Here is a 14,585-nt window from a genome sequence, read left to right as displayed (position 1 = left end):
TCGCCCAGTCCGTGTCATAACCCCACACTAGACTTACAAGGCGAATTTCCGGCGCAGGACACTAGTACTCCAGCAGCACTTCGTGATTTTGGTGCATCGTCGCTGGTAGTGGGCTCGTCGTGCGCGGTATTGGTGGCGTCGGCGCCAGAGAGACCAGGTCCAGGTCACGACGTGGTCGACCGGCGTGGTGATCAGGTGTGCCAGGAGACGCTTGGCCTCGCCCAACGTGATTTGGATGAGGCCGCTGCCAGGGCTTCTGGGGCGATCGCGGCAGTGACGGCGAGGTAGGTGTGGGCGAGCATGGCCAGGGTGATGTGCCGGTACCAGGCGTCATAGCGGCGGACTTGGTAGTGGTCCAGGCCGACCTCGTTCTTGGCGGTCTGGAAACACTCCTCGATCGCCCATCGGGCGCCGGCCACTCGAATTAGGTCGTCATCAGTCGTCCCTGTTGGGGCGCAACGTAAGTAGTAGGCCAGTTCGAGTTCACCCCTGCTGTTAGGGGTCAACGATCGGCGCACCAGCAGCCAGCGGGACCAGCCCGGCGGCGTGGTGTCCTCGTACACCGGCAGGGAAGCGACTGCCCAGTCGAACAGTCGTGGACCCTTGGCTCCATCGCCGCAACTGCGTCGTTTCCACGCATCGTCGGGTGCTTGTGCCGCCAGAGCGTCGCCCCGCGAGGTGCCAGCCGTGGCGGGGATGGTCTGGTTGCAGGCAACCGCGACCACATAGCTGATGCGCCGGGTTTCCAGCCAGCGGCGGAATTTCGAGTCTCCGCCGTAGGCTTCGTCGGCGGTAACCCATGCGGCGGGCACGCCGGCATCCAGTGCCCGCGCGAGCATCTCTTGTGCCAGTGTCGCCTTGGTGACGAACCCGACCTCGTCGGGTACCGCGGCTTCCTGACATCGTTGCCGATCGCCGGTCCAGGACTTCGGCAGGTAGAGTTCCCGGTCGATCAACGTGCGTCCCTTGCTTGTGGTGTAAGCAAGAAACACGCCCAGTTGACAGCTCTCGATGCGCCCGGCGGTGCCGGAGTACTGCCGTTGCACGCCGGCGGAGCGGGTGCCCTTCTTCAAGAATCCAGTGCCGGCTGGCGACTGGTCGCCCGACCGATAGCGCCGCAGATCGTTCGGGCGGGCGTGCCTGCGCATCGAGGCAGGTGTTCGTTCCTCTCGCACTCGCGGTCCCGTAGCGGCGGTCATGAGCAGAACACGCTCACCGGCGGGGCGCCGGACGAAGGAGGTAGCCGAGCAGTTTCCGACGTTCTGCCGCGTTGGCCGGGCGTGAGTTGAACAGCGCGTCGAGCATCGTCACCACCTGGCTCCTTTGACTCCCGTGCGCGCATCGCCCGTTGCCAGAGGACGGGGTGAGATTGTGCCGCCAGGGCGGCACGTGCGCGAGCTTACGGGCATTTCATCTTGTCGTGCCACAGGGAGACAACCACCTGGCAGCCTCGGTCCACCGACATGCCCCCGTAACCCCACGTCACCCGGCGCCAGCCAACCAACCGCATCTGGCTCAGGCCCTCAGAGCGAGGCGTGTGGTTAGCGTGCACGACGCCCCTCGGACACCGATTCGTAGGAAACTTCCCAGCAGCAACCAGTATCGCTGGCATCACTCTGCGCTCTCCTCCCCACCTCTCCCCGCGTTCATCGTCGGGGGTGGTCGGCGTGGCTGAACGCAAATCGCCCCACTGGTTCCGCCTCGCCTGACACGCGGCGCGGGTCGTCAGCTTCTCTCCTCCCGCAACGCCCACCTCGATGTCGTCGACCCTCCTCGCCCGATCCCGCACCGGATCACTGATCTACGGCATGGGCACGCTCAACGAACGCGGCGCGGTGTCCAATTGGGCCACTGTGGACGCGCTGGGCTGGTCGACAAGTGATCATCTGCACATCGCGTTGGTCGGCGGGTCGGTCGTGGCCCACCGCGACGAGGCCGGCGCGTTCGCGATGGGCCCGAAGCCCTATCTCGTGCTCCCGGCCGCGGTGCGATACCGAGCTGGCACGCGCGCGCGTGACCTCGTGCTGGTGGTCGCCGATCCCAACCATGACGTCCTGGTCGTGCATCCGCTCGTCGCGCTGGACTCGATGATCACCACCTACCACGCCTCCCTCACCACGGTGGGCAACAGCGACGGCAGCCGAGCAGGTAGTGGGCGATGACCACGAACCTGTCCGACACGAACGACGCGGCCAGTGTCGCGACGGAACGCGAGCTGGTCGCGGCCGCACGGATGATGCTGCTGTCCACACCGGAGCATGACCGACTGAGTCGACCTCATAACCCGTTCTCAGAAAATCCGACGCTCAACTCCCGCGCTCGTGTGTCACCGAGGGCAACTCGATGCATGCACCCCAAAGGAGTCATGGCGGCCGCGGTCCAGTCCGGACTGGATGGCCAGCCCCCAGATGGGGGAGTTTCTCGTATCACAAACCGGACTTCCATCTGGACGAGTATGACCTGAGTAGTCCTCTCGCGACCAACTCGTTACCTGGCATACTCCAATGGAGTGTATCTTCGTACACACAGTCCTCTCGGACGAAGCCCTCGGTAATCGCAGAACGGCGCTATACCGTCGTTCTCAATGTCGGCGATATGACCTATCGAGCCAGTTCCGTGGCCGTGACCGATATCCGCGCGGGAAGGATGCACGATGACTTTTGCGATCACTCACTTGTCCCGTGTAGACAGATCAAGCGCTGTTGGCACCGCATACGGTCATCACTACCTGCTCTTGCCGCCCGCGGGTGGAGGACTCGCCACGTTGCGCGCCTCCGCGGACGCCGCATGCGGTCGCGAGGTTTGGGGCGTTGAATACCCGGGCCGTGGCGTGCGATCGACTGATCCGCCATTTCGTGCGGTAACTGAGGTCGCCGACCAGATCATGCGCGAGCTGACCGACCGATTCACCAAGCGTGTCCTTGGGCGTCTGGTGTTGGTGGGATTGAGTATGGGCGCCTTTGTCGCATTCGAGGTAGCGTGCCGATTGCCCATGGCGTCCGGTACGGCGCCCGCCGCACTGGTGGTGATCGGCGCGACCGCCCCGCACCGGCGAGACCCCGCGAAGTATGCAGCGACCGACGACGAAACTTTGGGGCGGCTACTGGAGAGCGACGGTCTCGTTGCCGGGTTCCGCAGTGCACCGGAAGCGTGGGCGTACGCACTGGACTTGTTGCGCACAGATCTCCTGGCAACGATCCGCTACCGAGCGCCGGCCGGTACGCGGGCACCGTGCCCGTTGGCGGCCCTCTGTGGCGCAGACGACCCCAGCGTCACCTCCGTGGCGGATGCCACGGAGGCGTGGCGTACATGGACGACTGGCCCGTTCACCACACTGGTCGTGTCCGGCGGTCACCTCGGACTGCTGTCCGGAGACCGGAGCGCGGAGTTCTGGTCCCTGGTCGAGCAGGCCGAGCGGAAGGTCATGGGGGCCGCGCGATGACCAGGTTGTCCGTAGTGGATGGTGAGCGGCGAACGTTACCCGGCGTCGCCTGGTGCGGGTTGTTCGAACGCGCTGTGTACCGGCACCCGGACCGGGTCGCCCTCGTCGCGGACGGTGTCCGGTGGACGTTACGCGGCCTCGACCGCGCGAGCACCCAACTGTCCAGGGAACTGCGTGTCCACGGCGCCGGCACCGGCGTGCCGGTGGTGTGCGCGATGACGCGGTCCGTGCGAGCGGTGATCGCGCAACTCGCCGTCGGGAAGGTGGGCGCGGTCCACGTGCCGGTCGATCCCGCGGCACCCCGGGCCCGGGTGGCGGTGGTACTCCACACTGGGCATCCTTCGTTGCTGGTCACCGACGCCGATCACCTGGCCGCGCAGGCCGACATCGTGCTGCCAGCCGACGGCCGGCCCGCGACACCCGCCGGCCCCGCCGTCGCACCGCCGCCGAGGAACGCGACCGGACCCGCTTACATCCTCCACACCTCCGGCTCCACGGGGCGACCCAAAGGTGTCGTGGTGGGGCACTCCAGCGTGGTCAACCTCTACCAAGAGCTGGCGGCACGGATGTTCCCGTCCGACGGGGCGTCGCGCCGAGTCGCGCACGGCCTCCCCTTCTCGTTCGACGCGGCGTGGAACCCGCTGCTGTGGCTCGTGGGCGGGCACGAGGTGCACCTGGTGCCCGAGGAGATCCGCACGGACCCCGAACAGTACGTCGGGTTCGTGCGCACGCACCGGATCGCCGTGGTCGAAGCGGTCCCGACGTTCCTCGACGCGATGGTGGCGGCGGGGCTGCTCGACGGCGACCACCGCCCGGAGCACCTGCTGATGGGTGGCGAGGCGGTCGGCGAACCGCTGTGGTCACGTCTGCGCGCGACCACCGGGCTGACCGCGACCAACCTCTACGGCCCGACTGAATGCACCGTTTTCACCACGTCGTGCCGCCTCAGTGACCGGGAGCTCCCCGCGATCGGACGGCCCATCGGCAACACCGGCGTGGCGGTCGTTGACGCGGACCTGCGGCCGGTGCCCGCCGGGGAGCCGGGAGAGCTGCTCGTCAGCGGTGCCTGCCTCGCACTGGCGTACCACGACTTGCCGGAGCTGACCGCGGCACGGTTCGTCACGACGGGGCGACGGGCCTACCGCACCGGTGACCGCTGCCGCCTGGCACCGGATGGGAACGTCGAGTGGCTGGGCCGGTTGGACGACCAGGTCAAGATCCGCGGACACCGCGTGGAACCGGGTGAGATCGAGCACGCGCTGCGTGCGTTGACCGGTGTGCGGCAGGCCGCGGTCCGTGCGCACGGCGATGGCGCCACCACGCGGCTGGCGGCCTATGTCGTTCTCGACCAGGGTTGCGGCCCGGACACCGCCGCCGACATCCGCGGCCGCCTCGCGGCGGGCCTCCCGGACCACTTGGTGCCCGCCGAGGTGGTCCCGCTGGCCGCGCTGCCGCTCGACGCACACGGCAAGGTTGACCGCAGCGCACTCGCGCCCCCGGGTCGCGCCATGGCAAACCCCCGTTCGGCAACCGGGGGTGAGCCGCTCTCACCCGCACAGGAAGTGGTCGCGGAACTGTTCCGAACGCTGCTCGGGGTCGGCACCGTCGACGCGCACAGCGACTTCACGGCCCTCGGTGGGCACAGCCTCACCGCCGCGGCTCTCGCGGACCAGTTGCGGGGCCGCGGGGCGCGATGTTCTCTGCGTGACGTGCTGCGTCTGCGTACCGTCGCCCGGCTCGCCGAACTGGTCCCTGTCCCGACGGAGAGGAGCACCGCACTGTGAGCACGATCGCTGACGTGAACGATGACGTGAAGTCCGACTACGACGTGATCGTCGTCGGCGGTGGGCCGGGAGGGTCCACCGTGGCCGGTCTGGTCGCGATGGACGGGCACCACGTCCTGCTGCTCGAGAAGGAGACCTTCCCCCGCTACCAGATCGGGGAATCGCTGTTGCCGGCCACCGTGCACGGGGTGTGCGCGCTGCTCGGCGTGCGTGACGAGATCGAGCGGGCCGGGTTCGTCCGCAAGCGCGGCGGGACCTTCCGGTGGGGCAGCAACCGCGAACCATGGACGTTCTCCTTCGCCGCGTCGGAACGGATGGCCGGCCCCACCTCCTACGCCTACCAGGTCGAGCGCGGCCAGTTCGACACGATCCTGCTCGACAACGCGAAGAGGCTCGGCGCCGACGTCCGTCAGGGGCACCGGGTGGTGGGCACCGTACGGAACGACGACCGCGTAGCCGGGGTCCGGTACGTCGACGACCGCGGCGGCGAGCACATCGCCCGGGCCCGGTTCGTCGTGGACGCCTCCGGCCACGGCAGCAGGTTGCATCGCGACGTCGACGGCGAGCGGGAGTACTCACCGCACTTCCGGAACCTGGCACTGTTCGGGTACTTCGAAGGCGGACACCGAATGCCCGCGCCCAACTCGGGCAACATCCTGTGCGCCGCGTTCCCCGACGGCTGGTTCTGGTACATCCCACTGTCGGACACGCTGACCAGCGTCGGCGCCGTCGTGCGGCACTCGGCGGCGGCGCGGGTGCGGGGCGACCTCGACGCCGCCTACGCGGGGCTGATCGCCGACTGCCCGCTGGTCGCGGAGTTGCTCGCGGACGCGTCACGGGCCACAGAGCCGCCCTACGACGAGCTGCGGGTGCGCAAGGACTACTCCTACGACCGGACGGCGCTGTGGTGCCCCGGCATGGTCCTCGTCGGTGACGCCGCCTGTTTCATCGACCCGGTGTTCTCCTCCGGAGTGCACCTGGCGACCTACAGCGGACTGCTCGCCGCCAGGTCGATCAACAGCGCCCTCGCCGGGGAGTTGCCAGAAGAGCGGGCGTTCACCGAGTTCGAGCTCCGCTATCGCCGCGAGTTCACGCTGTTCCACGACTTCCTGGTCGCCTTCTACGAGACCAGCACCGACGAGCAGGGGTACTTCACGGCGGCGAGCAAACTCACCGGCCGCGCCGGCACCGACCCCGACGCGGGTTTCGTCGACCTCGTCGGCGGGGTCTCCTCGACCGACTTCTCCCGCAGGCTCACCGGCGAGGTGCTCGCGGAAGGCGCGCGACTGCAGGTACGCGGTCTGCTCGGCGAGGCCGCCGGCGCGGAGCCGCCGCTGTTCCCCGGCGGACTCGTACCGTCGCCCGACGGCCGCCGCTGGCTGATGCCCGGTGTCTGACCTCGCGATCCTGCTCATGCTCGCCGTCCTCCTCGGACTGGCGCGGATCGCCGGCGCGCCTCACGGTCAGGTTCGGCCAGCCCGCGGTGGTCGGCGAGATCCTGGGCGGTCTCGTGGCTGGTGCGTCCTCTCCGCGACCACCGACATACCGGCGGCGCCTACCTCGGAGCCCGGCTGTCCGGCGCCCAGCCCCGTCCCGGCCATGACCGGCCCGCTGCCCAACCGGCTCCGACCAGAGAACGAGGTGCTCCGACATGCCTGACTACCCACCGGAACCATGGCGAGTGAAGATGGTCGAGCCGATCAGGACGACTACCCGTGAGTATCGCGAGCAGGTCATCCGCGAAGCGGGCTGGAACCCGTGCCTGTTACGTGCCGACGACGTGCACGTCGACCTGTTCACCGACTCCGGCACCAATGCGATGTCCGACCGGCAGTGGTCGGCGCTCCTGCGCGGCGACGAGGCCTACGCGGGGGCACGCAGCTTCTACGTGCTGGAGCAGGCGGTACGCGCTCACTACGGCTACGAGCACGTGATCCCCGTGCACCAGGGCCGCGGTGGCGAGAACATCCTGTCCCGGTGCCTGCTGCGGCCAGGTACACATGTCGCGGCGAACATGTACTTCCCGAGCACCAGGGCGCACCAGGAACTCAACGGGGCGACGTTCCACGACGTGATCATCGACGAGGCGCACGACCCGGCCGACGAGCACCCGTTCAAGGGAAACATCGACCTGAACAAGCTTCGCGCGGTCGTCAACGAGGTCGGTGCCGACGCGATCCCGTACGTGTCGATCGCCGCGACCGTGAACATGGCGGGCGGCCAGCCGATCAGCATCGCGAACCTGACCGAGGTCTGCGACTTCGCACACGCCCATGGTATTCCGGTGTTCCTCGATGCGGCCCGGGCGGTGGAGAACGCCTGGCTGGTCAGGCAACGCGAACCTGGCTGGGCGGACCGGTCGGTCACCGACATCCTCGACGCCCTGTGCGCACCCACCGACGGCGCCGTGATGTCGGCCAAGAAGGACAGTCTCGCCAACATCGGCGGCTGGCTCGGGTTCCGCGATCCCGAACTGGCCGAGCAGGCGCGCGGGCTGGCGCTGCTCTACGAAGGACTACACACCTACGGCGGGATGGCAGGCCGGGACATGGAGGCCATCGCGCAGGGCATTGTGGAGTCCGTCGACGAGGACCACATCCGAAACCGCGTCGCGCAGGTCGAGTACCTCGGCGCCCGCCTGCACGCCGAGGGCGTGCCGATCGTGCAGCCGGTGGGCGGACACTGCGTGTGCGTCGACGCGGCCACGGCACTGCCCCACATCCCCCGCACGGAGTTCCCCGGGCAGACCCTTGCCGCCGCGACCTACGTCGACGCAGGAGTCCGTGGTGTCGAACGCGGTGCCATCACCGCGGGTCGTGACCCACGAACCGGGACGAACCGGTTCCCGCCTCTCGAACTGCTTCGCCTGGCCATCCCACGCCGCGTCTACACCCGCGGTCACATCGACCACGTCGCTGACAGCCTCATCCGGCTCCACGCCGACCGGGCCCGTATCGTGCACGGCCTTGCCTTCACACACGAACCGCGCCATCTCAGGTTCTTCCAAGCACGCTTCTCCCCCACGACGGGGAGAAGCATCTTCGCGAACTGACCGACAGCGGGCGGGTCAGCCGGTGATCAGCTGATACGTACCGCCGTTGGCGTTCGCATCCGCAGTACCGCGCCAGGGGCGAGAAGAAACAGGTCGCGGCGTCCGCCACATCCTGGTCGACGCCCATGGTGACGACCGCCGAGCACGCAGTTGTGGTCTCGAAGAGTTCCCTCAGATCCTCGTCGAGTCGCTCCCACACCCGGGTTCCGTCCCACAGCAGCGTCTCGCCACCGTCCTTCGACCAACATGGCCAGTGTGACGGCGTTGAGCGCCGCTTTCGACGCGGCGTAGATCGGTTCGAAGGCCGAGTGGTACGGGAAGGCCGGGTCGGCGATGGTCGTCAACGAACCCACCGCGCTCGTCACGTTCACAATTCGCGCATCCGAGGAGTTGCGGAGCAGTGGCAGCATCACCTGATACACCGCCAGTGGGCCGAAGACGTTCACCTCCCAGACGGCCCGCACCTCGTCGATCGGGGCCCTGCTGGCCGTCGACAACTCGCGGAGCTCAGCCATGTCTCGGACGTCCGTGCGGGTCGTGGAGATCGCGGCGTTGTTGACGAGGAGATCGAGCTGGCCGGCCTCCTCGTGAATCCGCTGGGCTGCCGAGGTGATCGAGACCTCATCGGTCACGTCGAGCTGGAGGGCGGTGGCGCCGCCGCCGATCTCGGCGGCGGCCTTCGCACCGCGGGCGAGGTCGCGAGTTCCGACGTACACGGTGATCCCGTCGGAGACCAGCTCTTTCGCGACATGCTTGCCCATCCCCTGGTTGGCTCCGCTGACGAGAGCGATTCGCTTCATGGGCACGAGAACCATCCTTTGTCTGGTGTGGCCGCGGTGGTCGAGCGCTCGTGCCACGCGGCACTTGGTCGCGCTCCACAACGACTGTGCGGGAACGCGGGCAGGCGGGGAAGGCCCGCTCATGCCTGGTACTGACAGGGCCAGTCGGCAGAGGCCGGAGGCATAATGGTGTACGTGGCGACGGGGATCAGGGCGTACTTCGGGAAGTACCTGCGTGGTCGGCGCGCTATGGTGATGCCGCCCGATCCGCCGACCGGAGCGCGGGCGTCGCGCCGACAAGTCCCAGGGCTGCGTCGACAGGAGCTCGCCGACGCAGCCGGCATCTCTGTCGAGTACTGCACCCGCCTTGAGCAAGGACGGGCGCCACGTCCATCGCGGGAGGTCCTCACAGCGCTGGCACGAGCCCTCGGCCTCTCCACCGCCGAGCGAGATCACCTGTTCCGCCTCGCAGGCGAGCTGCCGCCCGCGCCGCTCGCCCCTGACAGCGAGGTCCGGCCGGGACTCCTCCGACTGCTGCACGGCCTCGACGACACCGTCGCCGTCACCGTCCATGACGGACGTCTGGAAGTGCTGGCGCGCAACGCCGCTGCCGCCGAACTCTTCGGGCCGGTCTCCAGCGCGGGCAGGTACCGGCACAACATCGTGCACCAGGGCTTCACGGCCACGGCACGTCACATCCTCGGGAACGAGGGAGCCGACCGGTACACCAGGTGGGCAACGGCGGAACTCCGTTCGGCGATGGGCCGGTATCCGGAAGACGAAAACCTCCTGTCCCTGCACGCGGAACTCTCAGCCGCCAGTGCCACCTTCCGGAGCCACTGGGCGCTAGGCGACGTCGCTGCAGAGCGGTCCGCCGTGAAACACCTGCGCCACCCGACTCGAGGATGGCTGTCCTTCCAGACCGAGTTGCTGCACGACGCCGAACGGGACCACTGGATCGTGATCTACGCTCCCGCTGGATGACCTGGATCGGTCGGCCATACGGCAGCTGAACGAGTGAACGCTGCGCAGGGCGGCCGGTGATCCCGCCACGCTTTCCCGCTCGGAGCCGCTGTTGTTGTCGCCTCGCGGGATGAAGTTCGCTCCTGGTGTCGCTGCTGACGGTGAACTCGTCGGGGTCGCCACCATCGGCAGGCCGGCTGATGTCGGCCACCGAACCGTGACGGTCCCAGGGGAACGCCTCAGCCAGCGCACGTCCCGGCCCCGCACTGGTTTCGCTCATAGCAGTGAGGAAGGTCCTCAGGGTGTCCGGTTCAGCGGAGAGCGTGGGTTGCACGGCGCGGGCAAGCTGGAACGGCCCTGCCTGCCACACTCCGGCACGTCAGTCGCCAGCGACCTTGAGTTCGTGGTCGTTCGCGACTCGTTGTGCGGCTGCGGGAATGAACCGCTCCAGCCCCCGCATCGCGACGAGCGCGAGAAGGTTCACCAGGCCCAGCACGAGCCATGGCAGCCAGTGCCGGACCTCGAAGAGCACGGCGAAGAACGCCGGGGCGATCATTCCGGCGACGGTGAACGAGTACTGGAACGAAGCCAGGTACCGGCCGCGGGCGACGGGCGGGGACAGCGCCGTGACCAGCCCCATCGAGACCGGGGCGTGGATCAGCTCCGCCGCGGTGAAGAGCGCGGTCGCCACCAGCAGGACGGGGATCACCCAGACCAGGTTGCCGGGCATGAGGATCGCGAACAGAAGGCACCAGAGCACCCAGAGCGCGGCAGCGGCGATGATCACCCGGGTCCGCCGGTATGGGGAAAGCCGTCTGACCACGGACGCGGCCAGCAAGGACAGCACGAGCGTGTTCCCGACGAGCACGACCGGAGCCAGCCACGACGGACCGTCGAGCCCGTCGGCGACGAAGATCGGCAGGCCGAGCGCCAGCATCATGCTCGTCATCGCAAAGACCGTGTTGATACCGGTAAAGGACAGGAACGGACGGTCCCTCAGCATTCCCCGGTAGCCCGCGTCACCGGCGCCGTCGCTCTCATGGCGGCGTCCCGGCACGCGTACGAAGACGCCGATCATGAAGCCGGCGAACAGGAAACAGGCGGCCGCGCTGTACGCGATGAGGCGGTAGACCGTCTCATCGCCCGCCGTCACGGCGCTCGTGGCGATGATTCCGCCGATGCCGATGCCGGCCGTGCGTGCCATGTTCGCCACGGCGAACCAGCGGTCCTTGCTCGTCGGGGGAGTAGTGCCGTCGGCGTAGTCCGCGATCGTGGTGAACACGCTGGACCAGAAGAAGCGCACGCCGATCGCGATGAGACTGGAGGACACGAAGATCCCGGCAGGCCCGTCCACCCAGGCGTAGAGCAGGTAGCCGACGCCCTGCGCGAGCTGTGCTCCGACGACCAGCCGCAGCGGACCGACCCGGTCTGCCAGCCACCCGACCAGGATCGGGATCGGCAGGGTGAGTGCGTTGGCGAGGCTGATGAGCAACCCGATCATCGCCAGCGGGACATCGGTCAGCCTGGCGAAGAACAATATCGAGAGGGGCAGGAACAACCCGTTGCCTATGGAGTCGACCACCAGTGCCAGGACCATCGCCCGGCCACCCCGGCTCCGCATTACCGGCACGCCCCCGGCCGTCCCCTATATTCCCGCCACCATGGAAACAAACGAATACTCATTGTGACGGATGCAGACCCTACCAAACCTCCCTGTGATCGTCGACTGGTCGTGATCACGCCGGTATCACCCAACGGCCCAGGCCGAGCAGGTCGACCGGGTGCACACCTCGCCCGACGGAGACCAGGCCGTCACGCACGCCGTCGGCGGCCAGCTCGGTCGTACGGACGACCGCGTCGCGGATCGGCAGCCCATGCGCGAGCAACCCGCTGACCAACGCCGAGTGCGCGCAGCCCGTACCGCGTGGGCGATGCTGTCCCCGGCGAAGCTCGTGCCCGCCGCGGTGACCATCACCGGGTCGACCACAACGGGAACATCCTTTCCCCGCACGGCGTGCGGGGAAAGGACGATGCGTCACCTCACCCGGTGGTTCGGGCCCGCAGGATCGACACGTGGAGGTCGCGCGTCGCCGGGGCCGGGTCGGCGCCCAGTTCCGCTGCCAGGTCGCCACGCAGGCGTTCGTACGCGAGCATGGCGCGGGACGGTTCGCCCGTGGCCACGCACGCCCGCATGAACGCGCGGCACGAGGTCTCGTCCAGCGGGTCGTCCGCCAGCGCCGACTGGGCCACCGCCAGCGCCCTGGCCGGGACAGCGGCGTGCAGTGCGCTCTCGGCGGCGGCGTGCCTCGCCCGGCGCAGCAGCGCCTCCTGCATGACCCGTGCCGTGTCGGCCCAGTTCGCGCTCGGGTACTCGGTAAGGACGGTACCGCGGTCGAGGAGCTGGATCGCCCGTTCCGCGGCCCGCAGCCCCCGGTCCGACGCTCCCTGGCTCAGGCAGCCCTCCGCCGCGGCGACCAGTGCCGCCGCCTCGTGGAGGTCGACCTGGATCTCGTCACCGAGGCGGTAACCACCGCGGCCGCCGAACACGACCTCCCGGCCCAGCTTGCCCCGCAGCCGGCTGACCAGCGTCGCCACGTTGGCCTCGGGACTGCGCGGGGGCTTGGCTTCCCAGAGGACGTCGATCACCTGGTCCATGCCGACGGTGCGTCCCGCACGGGCCCCGAGCAGGGCCAGCAGCGTCCGCGCTTTGCGGCTCCCCACGTCGCGGACCCGCCCCCCGTCGTCCACCGCGCTCACCTCGACCATGCCGACCAGCCGGAGACTCCATCCCATCGTCTGCGCACGCAGCATCTGTTGCAGTTCCTCTCCCAATCCGCGCGGGGCGCGGCACGGCCTGTGCCGTCGTCCGTACCCGGCTGGCACGGAGCGACCATCGAGTCTGGAGTGGAGCTGCCCTGTCCGGATACATCTCGTCCGCTTATGGTGGCCACTTCCGCGGATCTGCCGCCCCTTCGGGCAGTGGGAGATTCCCCTAAAGCCGTTCCAGCGACGCGGCGTCACGGCTGCGGACCTCGAAGACGCGCAGCATCACCACGCCGAGCACCCCGTAGCCCAGCCCGAGCGCGACCTCCGTGGCGAGCAGCCCCCGCACGTCGCCGAGTGCCGCGCCGTCGGCGAGCCGCCGGGCCGCCTCGATGCCGTGGGTCAACGGCAGCCAGGAGCCGAGTTCGGCCAGCCAGCCCGGCAGGACGTGGCGCGGGATGTTCGCGCCGCTGGCCAGCAGGAGGATCCCGTAGAGCAGGTTCGACACGATCGCGGTGTCGCGCAGCCGCAGCCCGAACGCGGCGTTGACCAGCCCCAAGCCGGTGCAGGCGACCACCGAGACGACGATGGCGAGCGCGATCGGGGCGAGCGCACGCGAGTCCACCTCGACGCCCAGCAGCGCACTGCCTGCCAGCACCCCGAACAGCGAGACCGCGAGGCCGTTGAGCATGACCGGCAGCGCCCGGCCGATCACCAGCGCGAAACGGGACGCGGGTGACGCGAAGACGATGCCGAGGGTGCCCTGCAGCCGGTCACCCACGACGGTGCTGGTCATCCCGATCAGGCACGGGATGGCGGCGTACTGGACGGCGTTGCCGATCACGAAGAAGCCGTCGTCACCCACGCCCGCAGACCGTCCGATGTAGACGAACAGCAGGATCTGCGCCAGCGGTGTGACGAGCAGTGATGGGATCAGGATCCACGGGGACAGCCAACCGAACAGGGCCCGGTAGCTGAGGATGCCGCCGACGAGGAGCAGCCGGAAGGGCCGCATGTCATCCGCCGATCACCGCAGCGACAGGGTGGCGTGCCTGCGCGCCGAATGCAGGAACGTACCGGCGAGCCACACCCCCGCCGCGGCGTAGACGACGACCAGGACCGCACATGCCAGCAGTTCCTTCCCCGGCACCTGACCGGCGACGGCCGCCCGGACCGCCGCCATCCCCCACGACGGGGGCAGCAGCCACGACACCGGCCGCAGCCAGTCCGGCAGCAGCGCCACGGGCACCAGGAAGCCGCAGACAAGCCACACCGGGTACTCGAAGGCGGCGCCCAGCGCCCACGCCGCCCGGTAGCGGACGACGGTCACCGACAGGATGAACCCGATGACCGCGAACGACACCAGCGTCACGACGACCGCGACGGCGAACAACAGCGGCTGCGCGATCGCGATGTCGACGCCGAACACCACCGCGGACCAGACCAGGGTGGCGGCCATGCCGTAGCCGCCGATGGTCGACACCGCCAGCACCATCGACACGATCGACACCGAGAACGGCACCGGTGCGGCGACCAGCAGCTCCAGCGTCCCACTCCCCCGCTCACGCAGCAGGATCGCGCTGGCCGTGGAGCTGATGGCCGTCCAGATCGTCATCACACCGGCGCCGAACGCGGCGTAGGTCAGCGCGTCCGCGTCGCCCTCCATGCGGTAGAGCAACAACGCGATGGTCGCGAAGAACAACGGCCACACGATGGTCAGCAGCGTGTCGAAGGCCGACCGGTTCAGCATCTTGACGTGCAGCCACCAGGTCAACGCGACCAGGCGAAGTGTGCGGCGCACG

Annotated in this window: 12 protein-coding genes and 1 pseudogene; 6 read left to right on the top strand and 7 right to left on the bottom strand. The window is 68.7% G+C overall.

What is annotated here, in order from left to right; genetic code table 11:
* Positions 1-191: 191 nt before the first annotated feature.
* A pseudogene (locus ACFPCV_RS21660) lies at positions 192-1,082 on the bottom strand (IS701 family transposase); the annotation flags it as partial.
* Between the two features lie 675 nt (positions 1,083-1,757).
* On the opposite strand from ACFPCV_RS21660, the gene ACFPCV_RS21655 reads away from it, so the two are divergent.
* The 5 genes from ACFPCV_RS21655 to ACFPCV_RS21635 all read left to right on the top strand — a co-directional run bounded on the left by ACFPCV_RS21655 (position 1,758) and on the right by ACFPCV_RS21635 (position 8,278).
* Positions 1,758-2,162: a hypothetical protein gene (locus ACFPCV_RS21655; protein WP_378058080.1), complete on the top strand. Its 405-nt coding sequence runs from the start codon at positions 1,758-1,760 to the stop codon at positions 2,160-2,162.
* 491 nt (positions 2,163-2,653) lie between these two features.
* The gene (locus ACFPCV_RS21650; protein WP_378058079.1) at positions 2,654-3,442 is read left to right on the top strand and encodes a thioesterase II family protein; all 789 of its coding nucleotides are present in this window, start codon (positions 2,654-2,656) and stop codon (positions 3,440-3,442) included.
* Positions 3,443-3,501: 59 nt separating this feature from the next.
* Positions 3,502-5,226 (top strand): non-ribosomal peptide synthetase, encoded by a 1,725-nt coding sequence (locus ACFPCV_RS21645; RefSeq protein ID WP_378058078.1) that lies wholly within the window; start codon positions 3,502-3,504, stop codon positions 5,224-5,226.
* Positions 5,223-6,623 (top strand): tryptophan 7-halogenase, encoded by a 1,401-nt coding sequence (locus ACFPCV_RS21640; protein ID WP_378058077.1) that lies wholly within the window; start codon positions 5,223-5,225, stop codon positions 6,621-6,623. The genes ACFPCV_RS21645 and ACFPCV_RS21640 overlap by 4 nt, the downstream gene beginning before the upstream one ends.
* A gap of 254 nt (positions 6,624-6,877) precedes the next feature.
* A complete protein-coding gene (locus tag ACFPCV_RS21635; protein ID WP_378058075.1) occupies positions 6,878-8,278 on the top strand; it encodes a tryptophanase in 1,401 nt (466 codons plus the stop codon).
* A 26-nt stretch (positions 8,279-8,304) separates the two neighbouring features.
* Here ACFPCV_RS21635 and ACFPCV_RS21630 read toward each other — a convergent pair whose 3' ends face one another.
* Positions 8,305-9,078 (bottom strand): SDR family NAD(P)-dependent oxidoreductase, encoded by a 774-nt coding sequence (locus tag ACFPCV_RS21630; RefSeq protein WP_378058074.1) that lies wholly within the window; start codon positions 9,076-9,078, stop codon positions 8,305-8,307.
* A gap of 174 nt (positions 9,079-9,252) precedes the next feature.
* Between ACFPCV_RS21630 and ACFPCV_RS21625 the strand changes: the two genes are divergently transcribed.
* A complete protein-coding gene (locus ACFPCV_RS21625; RefSeq protein WP_378058073.1) occupies positions 9,253-10,041 on the top strand; it encodes a helix-turn-helix domain-containing protein in 789 nt (262 codons plus the stop codon).
* Positions 10,042-10,399: 358 nt separating this feature from the next.
* On the opposite strand, the gene ACFPCV_RS21620 is transcribed toward ACFPCV_RS21625, so the two are convergent.
* The 5 genes from ACFPCV_RS21620 to ACFPCV_RS21600 form a co-directional block, all read right to left on the bottom strand.
* Positions 10,400-11,617 (bottom strand): MFS transporter, encoded by a 1,218-nt coding sequence (locus tag ACFPCV_RS21620; RefSeq protein ID WP_378058072.1) that lies wholly within the window; start codon positions 11,615-11,617, stop codon positions 10,400-10,402.
* 139 nt (positions 11,618-11,756) lie between these two features.
* Positions 11,757-11,906, bottom strand: coding sequence for a hypothetical protein (locus ACFPCV_RS21615; RefSeq protein WP_378058071.1), 150 nt, complete (start codon positions 11,904-11,906; stop codon positions 11,757-11,759).
* 154 nt (positions 11,907-12,060) lie between these two features.
* Entirely contained in the window at positions 12,061-12,831 is a 771-nt protein-coding gene (locus tag ACFPCV_RS21610) for an AfsR/SARP family transcriptional regulator (RefSeq protein WP_378058070.1), read from the bottom strand.
* A 181-nt stretch (positions 12,832-13,012) separates the two neighbouring features.
* A complete protein-coding gene (locus ACFPCV_RS21605) occupies positions 13,013-13,798 on the bottom strand; it encodes an ABC transporter permease (protein ID WP_378058069.1) in 786 nt (261 codons plus the stop codon).
* Positions 13,799-13,810: 12 nt separating this feature from the next.
* Complete coding sequence (locus ACFPCV_RS21600; protein WP_378058068.1) at positions 13,811-14,584, bottom strand: ABC transporter permease; 774 nt, start codon at positions 14,582-14,584, stop codon at positions 13,811-13,813.
* Position 14,585 lies beyond the last annotated feature (1 nt).

Origin of the sequence: Actinophytocola glycyrrhizae (assembly GCF_042653545.1) — a bacterium.
GTDB lineage: Bacteria > Actinomycetota > Actinomycetes > Mycobacteriales > Pseudonocardiaceae > Actinophytocola > Actinophytocola glycyrrhizae.
Note: the sequence above shows the minus strand (reverse complement) of the source record. Positions and strands in the feature narration are given on the sequence as shown.